This window comes from Pseudoruminococcus sp. (assembly GCF_047012705.1).
Lineage (GTDB): Bacteria > Bacillota > Clostridia > Oscillospirales > Acutalibacteraceae > Pseudoruminococcus.
The window spans coordinates 107,645-129,137 of record NZ_JBKXNW010000008.1 but is presented as its reverse complement, the minus strand read 5'-3'; the positions used below and the strand labels follow the sequence as shown (position 1 = coordinate 129,137).

Below are 21,493 nucleotides of genomic sequence, written 5' to 3'. Positions count from 1 at the left end.
AAAAGAGCAAATTTACAAAAGATTCATTTCTGCCTGATCAGGAGAGAGGCCGTTATTGTGAGAATGAGGTCTGAAAGAATTGTAGAAACCGTGGATATACTGAAAAATGCTCAGTTTGAGTTCATCAAAGGAAGAGTAAGTTCTGCGGTTGGTTTCTTCTTTTTTCAAGTATTTGAAAAAGCACTCCATTACAGCATTATCATAAGGATGCCCTTTTGCGGAAAATGACTGAACAATATTTAGCTCGTCCAAATGTTTCCTGAAAGCTTCTGCTGTAAACTGACAACCTCTGTCACTGTGAAAGAGTAGGCTGCCTGAAATATTACGGTTGGCGACAGCTGAATCAAGTGTTTCAATTGCAAGCTTTGTGTTGAGATGTGGAGATAACTTATATGCGATAGCCTTTCTTGAAAACAGATCAAGTATTACACAAAGGTAATAAAATCTTCCCGCGGCACGAAGATATGTAAAATCACATACCCATACTTTATTAGGTTGGGACGGATTAAAACGCTGTTTCAATATGTTTGGGCAATGCTCATTCGAAGCTGTTTTGTGTTTTGGATAGGACGGCTTGATTGTACTCATTTTTGGCAGATTCATACCTTTCATAAGGCGATAAACCCTTTGCGTACTTATATTTATGCGATATTCACCGGCAAGGCAATTTTTTATCTTGTAAGCTCCGAAGCGTTTTTTTGACCTTGCATAAAGCTCGGCAATACAACTTCGAATCCTACGGTTTTCAAGCTCTCTTTCGGAGGGCTTGTGATGAAGAAATTTGTAATATGTGCTTCGGTTGACACAAAGAACGCGGCAAAGCGTTGTAACAGCGTGTTCCGATGACAGCAGCTTTACGGCATTCAGTCTTTGCCTGAGTTTGGCGTGAATATCGCAATGGCTTTTTTTAGTATTAGATTTTCCTCCTCAAGTTGGGCATTGCGTTTTTGAAGCTCCTTTATTTGTTTGGCTGTAAAAACTGTTTCATCATCAATTTTTACTTCTGAGTACTGCTTTATCCAATTGGATAAAGCACTGTGAGAAATTCCATATTCCTTGTGTATTTCAGAATATGTTTTTCCCGAATGGTACAGATTGACTATTGTTTGCTTATATTCCTGGGTGTATTTCGGATTTTTTGAAGACATTTTTTATTCCTCCTTTTTCTGTCTTCTATTTTATCATACTTGTCCACTTTTTTATTATATATCCACCGAATGATTCTGACTGAAACAGAGCGTTATCCTGACCTTGACCCTGCGGAAGCTATTTTAAGATTAGCAAGCCAAAAGATTTATGACGCAGTAGCTGCACTTGATGATGAACATTGGAATGAGGTGTCGGCAGATAAATTGCTAAGTCAAGCAACGGCACTTGCAAGGGCGGTCGCTTACAAGAAGGGCATTGACACAAAGGTGAAAAGTGACGAGGAAATTGCCCTTGAAAGCAATCAAACTCTTTTGTATGAAACCTTAAAGCGTGACAATCCACGACTGTATAAGGAGCTTCAGGAGGAAATTTTGCGTATCAAGCATAAAAACAAGGGAGGTACTGCAAATGATGGATAATAACAAATGGTATGTCTTGCAGGTGCAGACTGGTTCAGAGCTTGATGTACAAAAAGAGTTGCTTCGGCGAGGTGTTGAGGCGGTTGTGCCACTTGAAAACAGGCAGATACACAGAGCAAAGCAGTGGATAAGCAAGCAGTATATCGTATTTTCAGGCTATGTGTTTATTAGGATGATGTACTCTTGGTCGCAGTATTACATACTTTCAGGCATTAACGGAGTTATCCGCTTGCTTGGTGGCGGACATCAGCCTGAACCGCTCACACAATCAGAAACAGAATGGATATTAAGCTTAAACGATTTGCTGAAAGAACCGTCAGTACTTAAGCTAACGGAGAACAGTTACGAAGTTATAAGCGGAGTGTTGCTCGACTTAAAAGATAACATCATCAAAGTCGAAAGACACCACAGGCGTGCGGTTGTGAAACTGCATATCGCAGGACAGGAACAGATAATCAAATTGTCTTATGTGCTACAAACGCCCGATAACAATGAGGATTGATTCGTCTCCTCGGAGGGAACGGCTGACATATTGCAGGAACACAGTGACCTAATTTCCGAACAAAATCAGGTTGCTGGGGGCGAAGCTATGTCCTGCAGTATGTCAGCCGTTTCTGTTATTTAAACTATGTTTAAGGAGTGATTAAATGTCGAATATAGACAAGGTCAGCAAGCTATTGGAATCAGTTGACAATAAACAAGATTACGACATTGTTGCAGATTTGCAGAGCCTTGAACGCTCACTTGATATGCTTAAACGCAAGGATTTTCGCAGAAAACTAAAAGAACTAATAGAAAAATATCAGACAAGCGAAATTACAGAAATCAGAAAAGCACTTATTGAAAAGTGTCGTGTTGGAGATACGAATGCTATAAGATTGTATCTCGACAGCTTTAAACCGACATCAGCTGAGACCGAAGATGACGGTCTAACGGCTGCACTCCTTGCTCGTGGTAAGGAGGTATTCGCTGATGAAAATTAAATCTTTCAGCGATAAGCAAGCCAAAGTTATGACTTGGTGGGCTAATGAAGCAATAAGTAAAAAGTATAATGCTGTAATAGCTGATGGTTCTATTCGTTCGGGTAAAACAATGAGTATGTCGCTTTCGTTCGTTTTATGGGCTATGACAAACTTTGATGGCTGTAACTTTGCTGTCTGTGGTAAAACAGTTGGTTCGTGCCGCAGAAATGTCATAAAGCCACTTTTGGATATGATACGAAAGCGATATGTTATTCATGATAAACGCTCGGAAAACCTTATTGTTATTCAGAAAGGTGAACGCTGTAATTATTTTTACCTTTTTGGTGGTAAGGACGAATCAAGTCAGGACTTGATTCAAGGTATTACACTTGCAGGCGTTATGCTTGATGAGGTTGCTCTTATGCCCCGCTCGTTTGTTGAACAGGCTTTAGGTCGTTGTTCCGTAACAGGTTCTCGTTTTTGGTTTAACTGCAATCCAGACAATCCTTATCATTGGTTCTACCAAGAATGGATTCAAAAAACAGATGAGAAAAAAGCCTTGTATCTGCATTTTACTATGGATGATAACCTGACTCTTTCAGAGGAAGTAAAAAGCCGATATTACAGCTTGTATACAGGCAACTTTTTTGAACGCTATATACTCGGTCGATGGGTATCTGCTGACGGATTGATTTATCCAATGTTTAACAAGGAAAAATGTGTTGTTCAAACTGAAAATCGCTATTATTCACAATACTATGTCAGTATTGACTACGGTACACTTAATCCGTTTTCAGCTGGATTATGGGGTAAGTCCGGAAACATTTGGTACAGAATCAGAGAGTATTATTATGACGGAAGAAATAACCGTATACAGAAAACAGATGAAGAATACTATAACGAGCTTGTTAAGCTGATTGACAGACTGCCGATAACAGCTGTAATTGTTGGCCCGTCAGCTGCAAGCTTTATTACTGTTATACGCAAGCATGGCAGATATACTGTCTATAAAGCCGATAATGCTGTACTTGATGGCATACGATTAACTGCCACTTGTATACAGCAAGGCTTGATTATGTTTAACGATTGCTGTACAAATACATTCGCAGAATTTGCAAGCTATGTATGGGACACTCAGCATTCACAAAAAACAGGCGAAGACAAACCTTTGAAGGAACATGACCATGCAATGGACGATATACGCTATTTTTGCTCAACCGTACTTGCGAAGAACGGCTTGCCAGGCGTTGTAAAACTCAGGAGGTAATATGCTTACAAATTTATCATTTTTAGAGCGTGGCAAGGCATTTCCGCCGGATAGCGAAAAGTATCGGTTGGAAACATATCTTGACCACAGAAAATTGTTTGAAAATAACCACGCAGAAGTCTACAAGGAGCAGTTTCGCAGAATTGAAAGAGTCATAGGTAATTTTGACAGGGTTGTATCTTATGGTACGGTTTTTAATTATCAACGGTTACTAAGTGTGAAAACTGCTGACCTTGTATTTGGTGAACCGCCAAAGGTTACTGTTGCAGATGATAACAAACAAAAGGTTATTGATAAAATACTGCTCGATACAGATTTATTTGGTTGTGCATATATAAGTTGTATTGATGTGTCACGCTATGGTGACTCTATTATGCTTTTATCATGCAATGATAAAGGTCTGCCAAGCATTGATGTTGTAAGCCCGGCTATGTGGTTTCCTGTTGTCAATCAAGATAATATAAGGCAGTTTCAATATCATGTATTTGCTTGGGTTTATCTTATAGACACTGTAAAAAAACAATATGGACTAAAAGTGCAGATACATAAACCAGATGAGCCTGAAAAGTGCGAAGCTCATAATTACGAGCTTAATGGCAAACCAGGCAGCTTTAAAATTGGCAGAGAAATTACCCAAAAGCAGGAACTTAATCTTGAAACCTCAATGAATACCTGTCCTGTTTACCACATATCAAATTTGCTTACGAGTGACAACATATACGGTCACGATGATTATGAACCGATTGACAGTATTGTTGCTGAAATTATTGTCAGAGTATCTCAAATAAGCAAGGTACTTGATAAATTTGCAAGTCCAAGTATGACGGGTCCGCAGTCTGCACTTGAAAGGGACGAAGTGACAGGTACCTGGCGTTTAAAGGTTGGAGATTATTTTCCTTGCGATAACGATACCATAAAACCTGAATATCTTGTCTGGGACGCAAGTATGGACGCAAATTTCAAGCAGATAGAACTTCTTACAAATCAGCTATATACAATATCTGAAATGGGTTCTGCTGTGTTTGGGGATTTAACGAATAAGGCAGGTGATGTTCCAAGCGGCTCTGCCCTGCGTCGTCTTATGATGTCACCACTCGCCAAAGCTCGCCGACTTGCAAATCGTTTCGACCCGACTTTGAAGAAAATTATATCTGCAAGTGCTGAAATTATGGGAACAGAAATTGCACCAGAAGAAATCACTATAACTTGGCATGACGGCTTACCTGCCGACCCAGCCGAAGACGCTGAAATTATGTCACTTCGTACAGGTGGAAAAGCTACATTATCGCAATATACGGCAATACAAAGGCTTGATGATATGTCGGCTGCTGATACAGATGCGGAGCTTGCTATGATACGCTCTGATGATATTGATTCAAGCGTTGGTTTAGAAGAACCTGCCCTTGAACCTATCGAGGGTATTTGATGAGTACACAGAAAAAACTGATTGAAACATATCAGAAAGCACAGAAAAAGCTCGTTGAAATAATCCAGCGAAAACAGGCTCACGGCTCGGCGGCAGCTTATGAAAGGTCGCTTTTAAGACAAATTCAAAAGGAGCTTAAAAAGCTGAAAAAATCTTCAAAAGCACTTGTTGAGCAACTTGTCAAAGAAAACTACAAGACAGGCTTGCAAAGTCTGATTGATGACCTTATAAAAGATGATACAGCACCAAGATTGTTTAATATGTTCAGCGGACTTAACACAAGTCAGATTGAACTTATTACTCAAAACGCTAATATTGACTTGAACAAGGCAATTAACATTGTTGGTCGAAGAATGCAGGACGCAGTCAGAGAAGCTGGCATTGAAGCGACAGCAGAGAAGCTCACGACAGGTCAGACAATCAGAGAAATGCAGAAGAATCTTCAGGATAAACTTAAACAGCAAAATCTGACAGCAGTAGAATATGCCAACGGTACGAAAATGCCGATTGAAAAATATGCTGAAACTGTTGCTCGCTCAACTACTGCAGAAACTCAAAATAAGGCTAAAGTTATACAAGGACAAGACTGGGGCTATGACCTTGTGAGGTTTACAGAACATAGTCCTACCTGTGAAGTCTGCTCGATGTATCAAGGCAGAGTTTATGCCCTCACGAAAGAAGCTGCTAATGGCAAATACAAAGGCTCTAAAGGTCAGGAATTACATTTCCCTTATCTCTATGATACAGCTTTGATAAGTGGTTACAGTACAATACACCCAAACTGCCGTCACCGTCTGTCGGTATTGCCAGCAGGAGCTTATACTGCTTCTGAAATGGAGGAATTTTCCCGAAAAAGTATGCAGCCCTTTGAAGATATGCGGTCGGATAAGGAACGCAAGGCATATGCTCAAGAACAAGCAGTAAAGCGTAAACGGAACGAGAGTCGCAAGCAGTATGAGAAAATCAAAACAGCTTTGCCAAATGACGCACCTAAGACATTTGCTGCTTTTGTTAAGATGAAATCTGCAAAATCAGAGCGTTATAAAGAGCTTTTGAAAGATTATCGTACTGTAATTGGTATTGCAAAAGAGCAGGAAAGTGGTATAATAAAAAATATAGAATTACCACCAGAAATTGAGAAAATAAAAAGTATGGCTCCCGAAACCAAAGATTTGATTTCAAAAGCTATAGATGAGATTACTTCTCAATATATTGTTAGATTAGATAAAGTTGAGGTTATTGATTTAGGAAATAATTTTAAAACCACTCCATTTCAGTATCAACCATATTTTGAAAATGACAAATTGAAACATAAATTGGTAATAAATAATGGCTATTACTTTAATGATTCTCAAGATGAATTTCAGGCTCGAATTTTAAGAAATTATAACAGAGGCGTTCTTGCAGCTAAATCTGTAGAAGATTTGATTGCACATGAAATGGCTCACATAATGACATTTCAAGACTTGAATTCTGAGGGTGGATTACTTTTAGAAAATAAAAGATTACAAAATTTATATGTACCAGGAGTTTCGTTATATGCAGATGCTTCTTTAGATGGTGCTGAAACTATTGCTGAAGCATTTGTAAGATTAAGAAATAATGAAAAAGTTCCTGATGAAGCAATAAACCTTGTTAAAGAATATATTGAAAGGTGGCATAAATAATGTTAGTATTTTCACCATGTATGGATTGTAAATATTTATTTAAAGAAGATAATAATTTTAAATGTTCTTCATATCCCAACGGAATACCTAAGAATATATTTTTTGATGGAAGCAGTAATCTTTGCAGAAATATTAACAAGGATAAAATACATTTTGAATCTATCTATTCTGAAAAAAATTAATTATTTTAAAAAGCACTCTTGCAAAATAAAAGCAAGGTGCTTTTATTTATACTAAAAATCAAGAAAGGAATTTATATTATGAATTTTGGAAAAGCATTAGAAGAATTGAAAAACGGAAATAAAATTGCTCGTGAAGATTGGAAAATTATAAGATAAAAAATTTCCATATAATCGCCATAAATCGTGTTTAATTATTAGGGGTAAAATTATCAGTCCTATAATTTCTAAACGCTCTTAAACGGCTTATAAACGAATTTAAACGCATATATAACACAGGCAGTAAGCGTACCTGCACTTTTATGGTGCAGGACGCTTTTTTATATTGCAAAATTTTTTAATGAAAGGAATTTTTACTATGGGAGAACCAAACACAAATGCTTCGGCAACAGCCGCAGCAAAAATGGAACCGCAGACAGCAGAACCGCCAAAACAGACCCAAGCTGACCCAAATGCCGAAAAGCTAAGTACTTATGAAACTGCTTTAAGAAAAATTTTTAAAGTGGCTGACGGCGAAGAACTTGGAGACATTGATAGCAAGCTTAAAGGACTTGAAGCGGAACATGAAAAGCTTATCTCAGCCACGAAGGATAAGCTTATTACAGCAAGTCTTAATGCTCTTGATGGTTACAACACAAAACTACTTGCAAGACTTATAGACAAAAGCAAGATTACTGTTGATGATAATGGCAATATCACAGGACTTGAAGAAGCAGTAAAAGCTGTTTCAGACGAATTTCCTGCTGTAATTGTTAAAAAGGAAACTGCAAAGAAACCTTTTGTAGCAATTAACCCAGCACAGCAAACATCAACATCACAAACAATGAATGACCTCATCAGAAATCATAGATAAAGGAGATTTTAAAATGGCAAACATTATTACAAGAACAGACGCAGAAGCTCTTATTCCGGTTGAATCAAGCAAAGAAATTATTCAGGCAGTTCAGCATGAAAGTGCAGTCCTGCAGCTTATGAAAAAGCTGCCAAATATGAGTTCAAAGCAGACTAAAATGCCAATTATGTCAGCACTACCCGTTGCCGGTTTTATTAATGGAGATAATGGTTTAAAGCCTGTATCAAGTGCATCATGGGAAAACAAGTACATTACAGCAGAGGAAATCGCTGTGATTATTCCTATTCCTGAAGCTGTACTCGATGACGCAGAATATGACATTTGGGCAGAGCTCAAGCCTTCAATTATTTCAGCTTTTGGCAAGGTTATTGATGGTGCTATATTATTCTCGACCGAAAAGCCAACAAGCTGGCCAGACGGTATTGCAACATCAGCAATTACAAAGAAAAAGACTGTTACATATGGTACAGGCATTGACACAGCCGAGGATATTTCCGAGCTTATGGGACTTGTTGAAGCTGACGGCTTTGATGTTACAGGCTTTGCGGCGGAAATTGCTCTTAAATCATCTTTCCGAGGTTTGCGTGATAAAAATGGTGGTCTTATCTTTGCTCCAAGTTTACAGGCGGATACACCATCAACTCTTTATGGTCAAACAATCAACTATGTAAAAAATGGTTCTTGGGATAGCAGTAAGGTTAAGCTTATTGCCGGTGACTGGTCACAGGCAGTTTATGCAATGCGTCAGGATATGACATATAAGGTACTTGACCAGGCTGTCATCAGTGACGCAAGCGGTAAAATTTTATATAACCTTGCACAACAAGATATGGTTGCTCTTAGATGTGTAATGCGTCTTGGCTGGCAACTGCCTAATCCAATTACTCAACTCAATGGCACTGATACACGCTATCCGTTTGCAGCTCTTGTACCTGCAACCGAACATTCGGGCGGTTAATTATGTTTGAAAAAGGCATTAACAGCTATTTAAATCTTGAGGAAGCCAATGAGATTATTGAAGGCGTTGATACAACAGGAAAATGGCGTGAGCTTACAGACGGTGAGCGAAAGCAATATCTCGTACTTGCAACAATACATATTGACAGCCTTATGCTTACATCTCGAAAACATAAGGCTGAACAGCCATTACAATTTCCAAGAGGAAAAAGTTCGGAAGTACCAAGAGCAGTACTTATGGCACAGGCTCTTGAAGCACTTACATTATCTGATACACAAGCAATGCAAAGAATTTCTTTGCGTGAACAAGGTGTAACTTCAATTAAGCTTGGCAATACAAGTGAAAGTTATTCAGATGATTCAAATTCATCTTCTAAGCAAAATAATGAACTTAAAAGTAAGGTCGCAATGTCGCTTATGCGACCGTATATGCTTGGTTCGGCGGTGATGATATGAGCTTATTTACTCAGTATTTTAAAGATAGCGTTTCTGTGCAAAATTATATTGGAGTCAACGATTTTGGAGATACTCAATATGATTCTACTAAAGATATGCTTTGCCGAGTAGAGTATAAAACGCAGGAAACCCTTGATTCAAAAGGCAATAAGGTCATAAGCACGGCGGTGATATATTCTGATAAACCAATATCTCCGCTTAGCATAGTATTTGTAAACGATATAAAATACACAGTTAAATCCTGTGCGCCGATTATGAATCTTATGGGTCAGCTTGACCATTATGAGATAACATTGTGAGGTGGTCACTGTGGCTAAACGGCGGAATATACCTAAAAGTGAATATCTCAAGGGTCTTAATGAAGCTGTCGATAACATTCAGGAAGCTGTTGACAACTTAGAACATAGTTCGGTTGTCGGGCTTGCTAATGCATTACTTTAATATAGCGACAGAAAGCCAACAACGAGCTCCCGTTGATACAGGCGATCTGCGTGGCAGTGTCGAGGTCAAAATTGACGGAGAGCAATACGCACACGGTGAAAATGGAGGCGGCATAACAATTACAGGTACACTTCCTGATACAGCGACAAAGGGTGAGGTCTCTTACAATACCAAGTATGCTGCCAATCAGCACGAACATACAGAGTACGACCACCCAAGAGGCGGTCAGGCAAAGTATCTTGAATCAGTGCTTATAGAACAGAAAGACCGCATACTAAAGCTTATTGCTGATGGTATAATAAATGAAACTATGAAATAGATAGGAGAATTTATCGCAGATTTTATAAATAAGATTTTTAACATGGATTGTATTGCAGGTATGAGTATGTATTCTGATAAAAGTATAGATATGATACTCTGCGACCTTCCATATGGTGTAACTGATTGCAGATGGGATAGCATTATCCCTTTTGATTTATTATGGAAACAGTATAAACGCATTATCAAAGATAATGGTGCAATAGTTTTGACCGCTTGTCAGCCATTCACGACAAAGCTAATATCAAGTCAGCCAAGATTATTTCGCTATTGCTGGTACTGGATTAAAAATATGGTAACGGGATTTGCTTTCAGCAAATTTCAGCCCTTACGCTGTGTTGAGGATATATGTGTATTTTATAAACACGCTCCCACCTATAATCCTCAAGGTATTATTGTTCACGATAAACCAATTACAAGTCGTGGACGAAAACAAGGCAATAAAGAGTGTGTATATCGTACAGGTAGTCTTCAAAAAGATACAGTTACTTATGTAACGAATTATCCTCGTCAAATACTTAATATTCCTTGTGAACGAGGGCTTCATCCAACACAAAAACCAGTTCGGTTATTTGAATATTTGATAAAGACATATACTAATGTTGGCGAACTTGTACTTGATAACTGTATGGGCAGTGGCACAACAGCTGTTGCGTGTATAAATACAGGAAGAAACTATACAGGCTTTGAGTGGGATGAGGAATATTATGAAGTTATCAAAGACAGACTTGCTAAATTGGAAGGTGATTGAATGCATTATGCTTTAAGAGATTATCTCTTGACCAGCGGTTATACAAATATTTACTGCGACTTTATGCCTGATGTTTCAAAACAGCTTGAAGCAATAAACCTATCGAAATGGGACCATACTGTTGCTGACATCAATGACGGTTCGGGGCTTGCCTACATACAGATACAAGTCCGTCGAAGTACTGCACAAGAAGCATACAGGGTATGCTCAGAGTTGTTTCAAAAGCTCGATAGCGGTACAGAAGAAAGAATTATAAATTTAACAGACGAAAAATTTTGTGTAGCTCGTCCACGCCGAGGAGCGATTATCCTTGAGCGTGAAGGGGGGTATACTACATACTATTGTGAAATTGCTCTATGGGGCGATAACTAAGAAAGGATTTTTATTATGAAGAAATATCTTAAAGGTTTTGCAAATCTCGGATTCTTTGGAATCACTACAAATACATCTGCAGCATATGCCTGCGAGCCTGAGCGTACTCTACTTACCGGTGCAAGTTCTTGTGCTCCGACAGACAATAAGACAGATTTCTCTATTCCGGCAGATGACAGCATATGGGACAGCGGTTCAGACTGGACAGATACAACCCTTGTAATCACCGTTGTTGAAGCTGAACTCGCAAATCTTGCTCAGCTTATCGGTGCTGAATTTGATACGGAACTCAAGGAAAGTACTTTCGATGAACCTAATGAAGTCGCTCTTACATTCTCAGCTCTCCGCAGAGATGGCGGTTACAGACTTTATCGTTACTATTGCTGCAAGTGTACAGGCTATAAAGTTACACACAATACAAGGGGTACAAACAACGACGCTCAGACCTATGAGCTTACTTTCAAGTGTACTCCGAGAGAAATTGACCATCTTATTCGCTCTACAAAAGATGTTGATAAGGGTACAGCTCTTACATATATCACAAATATGGAGGGTGCATAATGATAGGGCTGTTTCATAAAGATAAGAGCATATCTATGAGTATACCAAAATCATATACTCTATATGGCGTTACGATTACAAAGCTTCCTATCGCTAAGTATATCGCTGTACTTCGGGAGATTAACGACCTTCCATCTCTCCTACTTGGTGAATTATTGCCTGATGACGGTAATCTGGTTGATTTGCTTGAAAATCTACAAAGCTTTGACCGCAAGACTATACTTTCGCTTTGTGGCAGATTGCTGAAAGTCGTTCCTGAGGAATTTTGCAAGATTCTTTCTCAGCTGCTTAATATTCCGGAGGAGCGTTTGCTCGATGTAAATTGCAAAAATCCACTTTCGCTTTCAGAACTCGCCGAAATTATCGAGGCATTTTGGAAAGTTAATGATATGTCGGATTTTTTAATGACCGTGCAGAGCATGATCAAGAGAGCAACTCCGACACGGTCGAAAATGAATACTGGCTCCAGCGATGGCTCGCAATCGCCCAAAGTATCGGAATAAGCAAAACCGAAATGCTAAACTATTATTACGATGAATTTATCGCTATGCTTGATGCCTATAACGATATGCACCGTATTGACAAGGATAGCGAGAACGGCAAGGAATACTATGCCGACGAAATATAGCATTTTATACAAACAATCCATACCAAACTTTTATATTACCATAGACAAATATTTATTGACCACAAGTTGAACCTATGGTAATATATATGTGAGGTGATTGTTTATGAAAAGCAAGAAAAAGTATATTATAGGGAGTTTAGTTATTATTTTTTGTTTATTTATAACTATTTCTGCAGCGTATACAAATCATCAAAAAGAGTTAAGATTAGAATCAGAAGCAGAAAATGAGAAAAAAATAGAAGAAATGAAAACTAATATTTTAAGCTCATTACAATGCCATGGATTTCCTAATGCTAACATAGACACTCGTACGCATACTATATACATCAATAATCTTAAAAAAGAAAATATAGATGTTGTACTAAAAGATGATATTGTAATATACGATTTAGAAAAAGGTTCTGACATATCCTCAATTTTAGACGCTGTTGTCCCTGCCTTTGATAAAAAATTCAGGTATGGTGATGGTGAAATAATCACAGAAAGGTTAATTAAGAATCGCTTTCATGTTGATGAAAATAAGCTTCATGGCGGTTTTACATCGTATAATCAAATACGATATGAAGAGAGACTTGACGATACGGAGACTTATGTGGATATGATTATGATTGATATCAATTAACTATCAATTATCTAAGCACTCTCATATGAGGGTGCTTTTAGTTTGCCTATTTTTAAGAAATGGAGATGATTTAATGGCAGACGAAATAGATGCAGGTAAAATTGTTGCCGAAATAGTGCTTGAAACAAAACAAGCTCGTGAAGATGCAGATGAAATTCAAGAACAGCTTGAAACTCTTGGAAATAGAGTAACAAAACCTCAAATAAAACCAGAACTTGATGATATGTCTATTAGCTACTTACAAGGTTCGCTTGAAAGTCTCGGTATATCAGCTGAAAAATCAGCAGATATAATAAAAAATGATTTTAAAGGACTTATTGACAAAGATACTTTTAATGTTGCAATAGTGCAACATTACAGTACAGCTTTAGAGGATTTATCAGAGAAAATAGAAAATTGCGAAACTCAAAAAAGAACATTTTCTGCAATTAATGATACAGAAGGTATAGAACGCACAAATAATGCTATTGAACAGCTAAATCAGATGTATACAAAAATTCAAGCTCAGCTTGATAGCTATGTATCATCTATGTTAAAAGTTGTACAAGCAGAAAATGAAATCAATAATTTATCCGGTGTATCCTTACCAGAGGTAGTTACAGAAGAGGTTACTTTAAATGCACAATCATACGCTGATACAATAGACTATATACGAGATGTTTTAAACAAACTTGGCATATCTGGCGAAAAAGCTGAACAAATTATATCATCTTGTTTTCAAGACGTAGATAATCTTAAAAAGTATCAAAATAACCTTGATGTATTATCAAGTAAAATTGAAACAGCTCAAAAGCAATATCAAGAACTTGCAAAAGCAAAATTGTTAGCAGAAAAACAAGGTAATACATCAGAAGTCGATAAAATGACTGCTTCAATGGATAAACAAGCAAATACAATTAAGTCTCTTGAAGCCCAGTTTGACAACACTTATACACAAATGGATACTGTTGTCAAAAAGAATGTCAAAAATTATGAAAAACAAACCGAAGCTGTGCAAAAATCTGCTAAAAAGCAAGATGAGCTTAATAAAAAATTAGCAAATAATCAAGCAGGTAAAAATTTTGCTGGAAGCATTAATCTTGCAACAACATCTTTGCGTACATTTAATTCTATTGCTCCAGATGCAGTTGATAGTATAGGAGAGATAATTACACAAGTAAATGCTGCAAAGCAAGCTATGACAGCTGGAGCTTCCGCACCAGTTGCATGGGGTACTGCTATTGTGGCAGGTATCGGCGTTGTGGCAAGCCTTGTTATAAATGAAGTCGAAAAAGTACAGCAAGCCGAAGAAGAAGCTCGCCAGAAAGCTGTGGAAACAGCAGAAGAAGCAAAAAATACTCGTGAAGGATTAAATGATTTATCTGATGAATATGTATCCTTAAAAACAAAACTTGATATAGCTAATTTATCTCACAGTGATGAAATTGAGATAAAAAGTAATCTGTTGGATTTGCAAAAAGAACTTATTGAAAAATATGGTGAAGAAGCAAAATCTATAAATATTGTTACAGGAAGTTTATCGGAACAAAGAAAAGAAATCAAAAAACTTGCAAAAGAAAAAGCCGACCAGTATCTCCTTGAAAATGAAAGCTCTTATGATAACGCTCAAAAGAAATTAAAAGAAACATCAACATATAGTGTTAGTAGAGCTGTAACTCCCGAATCAGGCGCAATGGGTTGGTATCAATCAATATCTAAATATAAATTAGTTGATGAAGATGTAAAAAAGTTAATAGAAGAAAAATTTGCGGGTTCAATTGTAGATCTTCCAGGTCAGGAGTTAAAAATAACTCTAAATAATGAAGAAGCTAAAGATAAGCTTGAAGAATTGTATAGAGAAATTAAAAATCTAAAAGGTGAGGATTCCCCAGATTTAGCTGTATTGAGTGAAACTCTTGATTGGTACAAAAGCGAAAAAGAAGAAAAAATAAACGATTATTATACCATTATCAAAGAATATGAAAAACAGCAAGAAATATCCCAAAACAGTGGTGAAGAGAACAAGAGCCTTTTTGAAACACTAAACGATATTATGAGCAATAGTATTGATAAGGTTGAGGAATATTCTAATTCTATGTCTGATTTATCGTCAGCATATCAAAGTGTAAGCAGTGGTGAAAAGCTCAGCGCTGATAATCTTAGCCAGCTTATGGAAAAATACCCCGAACTTGCCGATTATGTCAATCAAACAGGCGACTTCACTCTTGCAAACGGTGAAAAAATTAAGGAATCGTTTGAGAATCAAAAGAAAGCTTTGATTTCCACTCTTGAAGATGAAAAAAATGAACTTGAGAAAAAATCAAATACCTATGCTGGTATGTCCGTATTCCGTGAGGAACAGAATCAAATTAAGAACCGCATAAATGAAATAAATGCTGAAATTGCAATTTACAAAAGTGGTATGGCTGACATACAGGACACCATTGATACATATACCGACAAGATGTCTAATTTATCGTCTGTATATAAAACAGTATCTGCAGGTGGACAGTTGAACAATGGCACATTACAAAGCCTTTGCAAGCAATATCCAGAATTAGCAAACTATATCAGCGAAACTGGCGACTTAACTCTTAAAAACGGAGAAAAAATCAAGGAGGTTTATGAGAAAGAACAGCAGGCACTGATTAAAAAGCTGACCATTAAAAAGCAGGAGCTTGAGCTTGAACAAAAAGATTCCGCCAAAAAAGATAAGATTGCTAAACAACTTGCTCAGGTCAATGCAGAACTTGAAATCTACAAAAATTTACAGATAGAATCCAGCGAACAAGAGTTGAATTGGTCGAGTATGTCAAGCGAAATCAAGAATCTTGCCTCTGCATATCAAACACTCAACGAAGGCAAACAACTTGATGTTGATACAATGATACAGCTAATCGACAAGTATCCTACTGTTGCTACTGCTATGGCTAATGAAGGCAAGCTTGGCAAAGAGCAAGCAAATGTGCTTAAGCAGCTTTTTGATGCAAAGAAAAGTGATTATATTCTCACTCAAAAGCGTACAATAGCTAATCTTCAAGCAAGTGCAGATGAAACTAAAGGCGTTATAAATAATATACAATCACAGATAAATGCATATAAAATGCTTGGTCAGGTTATGGGTATGTCGGCAATTGCTAACCTTGCAACAAATGCTTTGAGTGCTACTCTTGCGAAAAATCAGCAAGAATATAATAAGATTCAGCAAAATATCAAACAGGCTCAGGCTCGTATTAATGCTGTAAAAAATCTTAATGTGAACACTTATGGCAACTCGTCAGGCAGGAGCGGTTCTGACACTAATCAGGCTCTTGCAAACGAGCTTAAAAGGCTTGAACACAAAAAGGCTCTCGGTCAGCTTACTTCAAAGCAGGAATATAACTGGCTTGTCAGGATAAATAACAAGTACAGGAAAAATTCCGATGAACAAATGGACATGGAAAAGCGTTTGTATAATGCCAAGAAACAAATGCAGGCTGATGAGGAAGCTGCTAATACAAAAGCTTTACAGGCAGCATATAAGGGCATTGAGAATAAGAAGTCACTTGGTAAAATGTCATCTCAGCAGGAACTCAGACAACTTGAGCAAATAAGGCAAAAATATAAGATGACTGCTGATGAGCGTATGGAGCTTGAGATTAAAATATACAACCTCAAGAAATCGCTCAAGGACGATGAAATCAGCAGTATAAACACTCTCGCCGACGCTGTTACAGAAGCTTTGAAAGAAAAATATGAGGAACAGCGAAAACTTGAGGAGGACAGAATCAATGATTCAATCGAAAGCTGGCAGAACTGGGAAGATAAAACAGTTGAAGCTATTCAGGGCGAAATTGATGCACTCGATGAGCTTGCGAATAAACAAGAAAGTGAGAATAAGCGACAGGAATACGAAAATAAGCGTCAACAAACCGAATTGCAATTAGCCTACGAAAAGGACGATTACAACCGTACCCAGTTGCAAAAAGAGCTTGCTCGTCTTGACAAGGAAGAAGCCGAACGCCTCGCCGAAGAACAGCGTGAGGCTAAGAAGAAAGCCCTTGAGGGAAGAATTGAGGCTGTCAAGGGACAATCTCAAGCAACTCAGGAAAGTTTGAAAAAACAGCTTGATAAGATTGGTGAAAAATATGATAAGCTAACAGATTCTTTTTCACTCAAGGCTCAGGCTCAGAAGTTTATCGCAGACAGTACGCAAAAACAGATTATAAGCTTGATAAAATCCTATGCTTCTGATTATGAGATTGCCGGAAATACCATTGGCGATGCACTTTATAACGGTATGAAAGCTAAGATGGATAATATTTCTGCATATGTTGACAGCGTTTTCGGAAAAATTGAAGCATACCAAAGACAAATGGCGAATACCGCCAACGCATCGGCGGATAGGTTCTGGGCAAGCCAAAATTCCTCACAGACTTCTCAAAAACCGACTGCCTCAAAATCGGTTACAGTACAGCAAACAGTTAATTTCAATCAGCCTGTTGAGAGCCCGGTTGAAACACGCCGCCAACTCGATAGAACGAATCAGGCTCTCGCGCAACAAATTTCAAATGGCATTTAATCAATCTATAAACAAGTATTAAAGACTGTTTACGGTCTTATTTTTTTGCAATTTTAAAAGAGGTGGTTAAAACGCAAAGAATGATTTATGTTCCACCGGGTGGAAGTCTCTCAAAACCGTCTACATATGTTCATCTAACTACCGCAGAACCTTATATTCTTTCAACGCTATCAGGCGTCGGCGGTGTGGAGGCAAGTATTATTTCAAGCACTATCCCCGGTATGGATGGTGCATATATGCAGGGAATACGCATTGAACCAAGAGAAATGTCCTGCACAGTGTATGTTCACGGAATGGACCGTCAGGATATGTACGCACAAAGATATGAACTTATCCGCAAGCTTACCCCGACAAGTAAGCTCGGTTGGCTCTATTATCGCAATGATTATATTTATGTCCGCACCCAGGCAATCCCCCGTCTGCCACCGAATTTCACAGAACGTATACGCAATTACAATAAAGCCGATATAACTTTCTGGTGTCCATCACCGTATTGGCGAAGCATATCGAGCCATACAGAGGAAATCGGATATATCAAAGGTGAGGGCTTTAAGTATCCGTTTGTGTTTCCAATTAAATTCGCAAGTCTGAAAAACGAGGTCACTATTGATTATCAAGGCTCTGTCCCTGCCCCTGTAACAATAACGATTTATGGCTCGGCAACTAAGCCTAAAATAACAAACAAAACCACAGGTCGGTATATAGCTATAGAGCAGGATTTGACTGAGACACAAAGACTGGTAATTGTAACGACACGAGGCAGTAAGAGCGTGAGAATCGCAGAAACGGGCAAATCTACAAAGGACGCTTTTCAATATATAGACCCTGCATCAGTTTTCTGGGAACTACAGCCGGGCGAAAATATCATAAGTTATGATAGCGGAGATGACAGTCAATCAACAGCAGTTAAGATAGTTTACAGTGAGTTTTATTCGGGGGTTTGATTATGGAGATACCAAGTATTAAGGTTCTTTCGCCGGACCTGCAATTATTGAATGAAATAGATTTGTATACGAGCTTACAGCTTAGTCGCTCGTGGCAAGGTGTAGGCTCTTTTGAATTGCATATACTCGGCAATCAGAAGAATATTTCTGTCGGAAATTTGATTATGCTTGATAATGACGGACACCGTTCAGGGATTATCCGTTCAGTAACAAAGACGGTCGATATGAATGGTATATCGACAACCGTAACCGGTCAGACGCTTGACGGTTTTACCACTCAGCGCGTCATAATTCCAAGTACGCTTAAGGCAAATGGTGGATATCTCGCTCTGCCAAGTGCAACTGCTTCAGCTAAGACACTGCCTGCCGAAACGATTATTAAAATTTTTGCGGGGGCTTGTCTTGGTTCAGATACCACAAGACCAGCCTATTATGCACTTGATGAGTCTCGCCAAAGCAATATCAATATAGCCTCCACAAAAGGCAGAGGCTTAAAAACAAATTGGCTTGCAAGGTACGACCCTCTTAACGAAATTCTGCAATCAGTATCCGAATACTGCGATTGCGGTTGGGAAATTTACATTGATCTCAAAAACAGCAAGCTGATTTTTGACTATGTTCCGGGCATTGACAGGTCTGTAAGTCAAAGCGCAAACAGCCGTGTTATTCTGTCGAGGGATTATGAAAGCATTGACAGTCTGACCTATTCATACGACCAAAGCGGTTTTAAGAATCTTGCCTACTGCGGCGGTGTCGGAGAAGATTTTGATAGAATTTATCTCGCCGTCACAAACGATAAATCTATTCCAAAAGGCTTGAACCGCTTTGAAGTTTTCGAAGATTGCGGAAGTCTTGAAGTCGCTGAAACGGATACGACAATTTCGCTTTCCGCCGAGGGTAAGCACAAGCTTAAGGAATATAAACTTACGGAAACGCTTACAGCTGAAATCGCTCAGGGTGGTTCTTTCGAATATCTCAAACATTGGAATCTTGGTGATTTAGTAACGGTCAGCGACAGAGAAATCGGACTTATGCAGGATTTAAGAATTACCGAGGTAAGCGAAAGCTACGAAACTGATTCCTCGCAAATAACCGTTACGCTCGGAACTTCTCCCGAAAGGCTTTGGCGAGTGATTAAGAAAATCAAACCAACAGTACGCTGAAAGGAGTGATAAAAATGGCAGAAAAATCAAGATTTTTTAACAGTACGACAGGCGATGAACGACTTTACGACGCTGCGGATATGGCGGAGGTTTGGAATACATTTTTTACAAACGGAGTTATTTCAGGCTTGGAAGTTAGCACGGTGTCGAGTGGTCTTTCGGTGAGTGCAGGGACAGCAATTGTCAACGGTTATTGGTATAAGCTCGATTCCGCAAAGACTCTTACTATCTCATCAAGCGCATCAGAACGCACTGACACAGTGGTTCTCAGACTTAATCTCGGAAGTGAGGCAAGAAATATTACAGTTGACTATAAATCAGGCACGGCTCTCGCAACAAGCGGAGATATTTATGAAATAGCCCTTGCACAGGTAACGGTCGCTGCAAACTCTACTACCGCAAAGGCTGTTGTTGACAAGCGCACAGCCTCAAAGGTTACAGGCAAGGCTGATATAAGCTCTAATGAACTTCTTTCAAAGCTTCTTGAGGTGAGTGGCTCGGGTTCTAAGCTTGATTCCGACCTCCTCGACGGACAACACGGTTCATATTACAGCAATTACGCAAATCTCAGCAACAAGCCTATTCGCTATGGCACAAGCGGACCGAGTTCTGCGGTTGGCAACAACGGTGATATTTATATTCAATATTAAAGGTTGGTGATGATATGGCAGACTTACAAACAACATATACCTTGCTGACGACTCCTGCTATTAAATTTACCGTTTCGACATCAGAAACAAAACGCAGCGGCTCAACCGTATATTACCGCTTTAAGATAAGCATTGCGCCGATTACAGGTTTAAGCTATTTCGGATATAATCTCAAATGCACCGCCATTCTGGCAGGCAAAACGGTTGCAAACGGTATAACTCTCAAAGACGCTTCACCTTCACAGTGGTCTTCACCATTGGTAAAATATCTGCCTTCAAGCACAGGGTGGTATTCGGTGACAGGCGTTACATCAGCACATACCGTTTCAGCAAGTATAAAGTTCTATTCTACACAGATTTCGGCGAGCATATCGAGCGGAGATCGCACCCTTGCTGTACCAGCAGGCACAGCTCCAAGCAATGTAAAGGCAAGTCTTAGCCTGAGTGCAGGTTTAAGCACTCAGGCTTTAATAATAAGTGCATCGTGTTCGTGGGGCAACAGCGGAGCAGGAAAATATACATATCAACACAGCAGTGACAATATGTCTTGGAAGACTATCTCCACTACAACAGCAAAATCTGTAAGTTTCATACCTTCCTCAAACGGCTACTCAAATAGTAGTTCAGTATATTTCAGGGTTCGTGCGACTAATGCTCGTGGACTTACTTCAACAAGCGGAAGCATTAAGTATACTTGTGTTTCTGCTCCTACTGTGCCAACAAATCTCAAGCTTTTAGCCACATCTGGAAAGCGTATTGACCCGATAAATCTTACTTGGTCTGGTACGACTTCTTATTATGAGGTCAGGGTGAGATATAGTTCAGATGGCGGTAAATCGTGGACTTCTTGGGCGAAACTCGATCCTACAACTGCACAGAATAAAACTACCACGCCGAGCAATTATACTGCTTTTACGGTTTATGATGCGTCCGGTATATTGAAATACGCTGTCAGGGCAAAGGGAACTTCGGGACTTTTTTCTGAATGGTCGGACGAGGTTGTTTATACGGTTGTGCCGTCTATAACAACTGATAATCTCAAGCTTAGGGTAGGTGGTGAGTGGAAATCTTCAAAAGCTGTTTTTGTGAAAATAAACGGTGAATGGAAAAAGGCGAAAAAGGTGTTAATCAAGATTGGCGGAACTTGGAAAACTAAAACTTAAATGGA

Annotated in this window: 24 protein-coding genes; 23 read left to right on the top strand and 1 reads right to left on the bottom strand. The window is 38.7% G+C overall.

The window, feature by feature from the left end:
* Window positions 1–12: 12 nt before the first annotated feature.
* Window positions 13–1,148, bottom strand: a protein-coding gene (locus tag ACLU24_RS09445) for an IS3 family transposase (RefSeq protein ID WP_412612253.1) whose coding sequence is annotated in 2 segments (ribosomal slippage) — window positions 13–899 and window positions 899–1,148 — 1,137 coding nt in all. Because the reading frame shifts where the segments join, the coding sequence is not laid out codon by codon here.
* Between the two features lie 69 nt (window positions 1,149–1,217).
* Here ACLU24_RS09445 and ACLU24_RS09440 point away from each other — a divergent pair.
* From ACLU24_RS09440 to ACLU24_RS09335, 23 genes are all read left to right on the top strand, one after another.
* Window positions 1,218–1,568: a hypothetical protein gene (locus tag ACLU24_RS09440; protein WP_412612252.1), complete on the top strand. Its 351-nt coding sequence runs from the start codon at window positions 1,218–1,220 to the stop codon at window positions 1,566–1,568.
* Window positions 1,558–2,070, top strand: a complete 513-nt coding sequence (gene nusG, locus ACLU24_RS09435) for a transcription termination/antitermination protein NusG (RefSeq protein WP_412612251.1) — start codon at window positions 1,558–1,560, stop codon at window positions 2,068–2,070. Before ACLU24_RS09440 ends, nusG begins: the two co-directional genes overlap by 11 nt.
* A gap of 145 nt (window positions 2,071–2,215) precedes the next feature.
* A complete protein-coding gene (locus ACLU24_RS09430) occupies window positions 2,216–2,551 on the top strand; it encodes a hypothetical protein (protein ID WP_412612249.1) in 336 nt (111 codons plus the stop codon).
* A complete protein-coding gene (locus tag ACLU24_RS09425) occupies window positions 2,541–3,797 on the top strand; it encodes a PBSX family phage terminase large subunit (RefSeq protein WP_412612248.1) in 1,257 nt (418 codons plus the stop codon). The genes ACLU24_RS09430 and ACLU24_RS09425 overlap by 11 nt, the downstream gene beginning before the upstream one ends.
* 1 nt (window position 3,798) lies before the next feature.
* Window positions 3,799–5,223 (top strand): phage portal protein, encoded by a 1,425-nt coding sequence (locus tag ACLU24_RS09420; protein WP_412612247.1) that lies wholly within the window; start codon window positions 3,799–3,801, stop codon window positions 5,221–5,223.
* The gene (locus ACLU24_RS09415; protein ID WP_412612246.1) at window positions 5,223–6,890 is read left to right on the top strand and encodes a phage minor capsid protein; all 1,668 of its coding nucleotides are present in this window, start codon (window positions 5,223–5,225) and stop codon (window positions 6,888–6,890) included. Before ACLU24_RS09420 ends, ACLU24_RS09415 begins: the two co-directional genes overlap by 1 nt.
* 260 nt (window positions 6,891–7,150) lie before the next feature.
* Window positions 7,151–7,228: a Thoeris anti-defense Tad2 family protein gene (locus ACLU24_RS14655; RefSeq protein WP_475495307.1), complete on the top strand. Its 78-nt coding sequence runs from the start codon at window positions 7,151–7,153 to the stop codon at window positions 7,226–7,228.
* Between the two features lie 199 nt (window positions 7,229–7,427).
* A complete protein-coding gene (locus ACLU24_RS09410; RefSeq protein WP_412612244.1) occupies window positions 7,428–7,922 on the top strand; it encodes a phage scaffolding protein in 495 nt (164 codons plus the stop codon).
* A gap of 13 nt (window positions 7,923–7,935) precedes the next feature.
* Window positions 7,936–8,880, top strand: a complete 945-nt coding sequence (locus ACLU24_RS09405; protein WP_412612242.1) for a phage major capsid protein — start codon at window positions 7,936–7,938, stop codon at window positions 8,878–8,880.
* Window positions 8,881–8,882: 2 nt separating this feature from the next.
* Window positions 8,883–9,335 carry a DnaT-like ssDNA-binding protein gene (locus tag ACLU24_RS09400; protein WP_412612240.1) on the top strand — a complete coding sequence of 151 codons (453 nt, stop codon included), beginning with the start codon at window positions 8,883–8,885 and terminating at the stop codon, window positions 9,333–9,335.
* Window positions 9,332–9,634, top strand: coding sequence for a putative minor capsid protein (locus ACLU24_RS09395; RefSeq protein ID WP_412612239.1), 303 nt, complete (start codon window positions 9,332–9,334; stop codon window positions 9,632–9,634). Before ACLU24_RS09400 ends, ACLU24_RS09395 begins: the two co-directional genes overlap by 4 nt.
* Before the next feature lie 10 nt (window positions 9,635–9,644).
* Entirely contained in the window at window positions 9,645–9,776 is a 132-nt protein-coding gene (locus tag ACLU24_RS09390) for a hypothetical protein (protein ID WP_412612237.1), read from the top strand.
* Complete coding sequence (locus tag ACLU24_RS09385; protein ID WP_412612235.1) at window positions 9,763–10,095, top strand: hypothetical protein; 333 nt, start codon at window positions 9,763–9,765, stop codon at window positions 10,093–10,095. The genes ACLU24_RS09390 and ACLU24_RS09385 overlap by 14 nt, the downstream gene beginning before the upstream one ends.
* Window positions 10,096–10,137: 42 nt before the next feature.
* Window positions 10,138–10,845, top strand: a complete 708-nt coding sequence (locus ACLU24_RS09380; protein ID WP_412612234.1) for a DNA-methyltransferase — start codon at window positions 10,138–10,140, stop codon at window positions 10,843–10,845.
* Entirely contained in the window at window positions 10,846–11,217 is a 372-nt protein-coding gene (locus tag ACLU24_RS09375) for a phage tail terminator protein (protein WP_412612232.1), read from the top strand.
* 15 nt (window positions 11,218–11,232) lie between these two features.
* Window positions 11,233–11,778: a major tail protein gene (locus ACLU24_RS09370; RefSeq protein WP_412612230.1), complete on the top strand. Its 546-nt coding sequence runs from the start codon at window positions 11,233–11,235 to the stop codon at window positions 11,776–11,778.
* Complete coding sequence (locus ACLU24_RS09365) at window positions 11,778–12,281, top strand: hypothetical protein (protein WP_412612229.1); 504 nt, start codon at window positions 11,778–11,780, stop codon at window positions 12,279–12,281. Before ACLU24_RS09370 ends, ACLU24_RS09365 begins: the two co-directional genes overlap by 1 nt.
* Before the next feature lie 228 nt (window positions 12,282–12,509).
* A complete protein-coding gene (locus ACLU24_RS09360) occupies window positions 12,510–13,028 on the top strand; it encodes a hypothetical protein (RefSeq protein ID WP_412612228.1) in 519 nt (172 codons plus the stop codon).
* 73 nt (window positions 13,029–13,101) lie between these two features.
* Window positions 13,102–17,568, top strand: a complete 4,467-nt coding sequence (locus ACLU24_RS09355; RefSeq protein WP_412612226.1) for a hypothetical protein — start codon at window positions 13,102–13,104, stop codon at window positions 17,566–17,568.
* Between the two features lie 80 nt (window positions 17,569–17,648).
* Window positions 17,649–18,512 carry a phage tail family protein gene (locus tag ACLU24_RS09350; protein ID WP_412612225.1) on the top strand — a complete coding sequence of 288 codons (864 nt, stop codon included), beginning with the start codon at window positions 17,649–17,651 and terminating at the stop codon, window positions 18,510–18,512.
* A 2-nt stretch (window positions 18,513–18,514) separates the two neighbouring features.
* Window positions 18,515–19,675 carry a siphovirus ReqiPepy6 Gp37-like family protein gene (locus ACLU24_RS09345; protein ID WP_412612223.1) on the top strand — a complete coding sequence of 387 codons (1,161 nt, stop codon included), beginning with the start codon at window positions 18,515–18,517 and terminating at the stop codon, window positions 19,673–19,675.
* Between the two features lie 14 nt (window positions 19,676–19,689).
* Window positions 19,690–20,325, top strand: coding sequence for a hypothetical protein (locus ACLU24_RS09340; protein ID WP_412612221.1), 636 nt, complete (start codon window positions 19,690–19,692; stop codon window positions 20,323–20,325).
* Between the two features lie 14 nt (window positions 20,326–20,339).
* Window positions 20,340–21,488, top strand: a complete 1,149-nt coding sequence (locus ACLU24_RS09335; RefSeq protein WP_412612219.1) for a phage tail protein — start codon at window positions 20,340–20,342, stop codon at window positions 21,486–21,488.
* Window positions 21,489–21,493 lie beyond the last annotated feature (5 nt).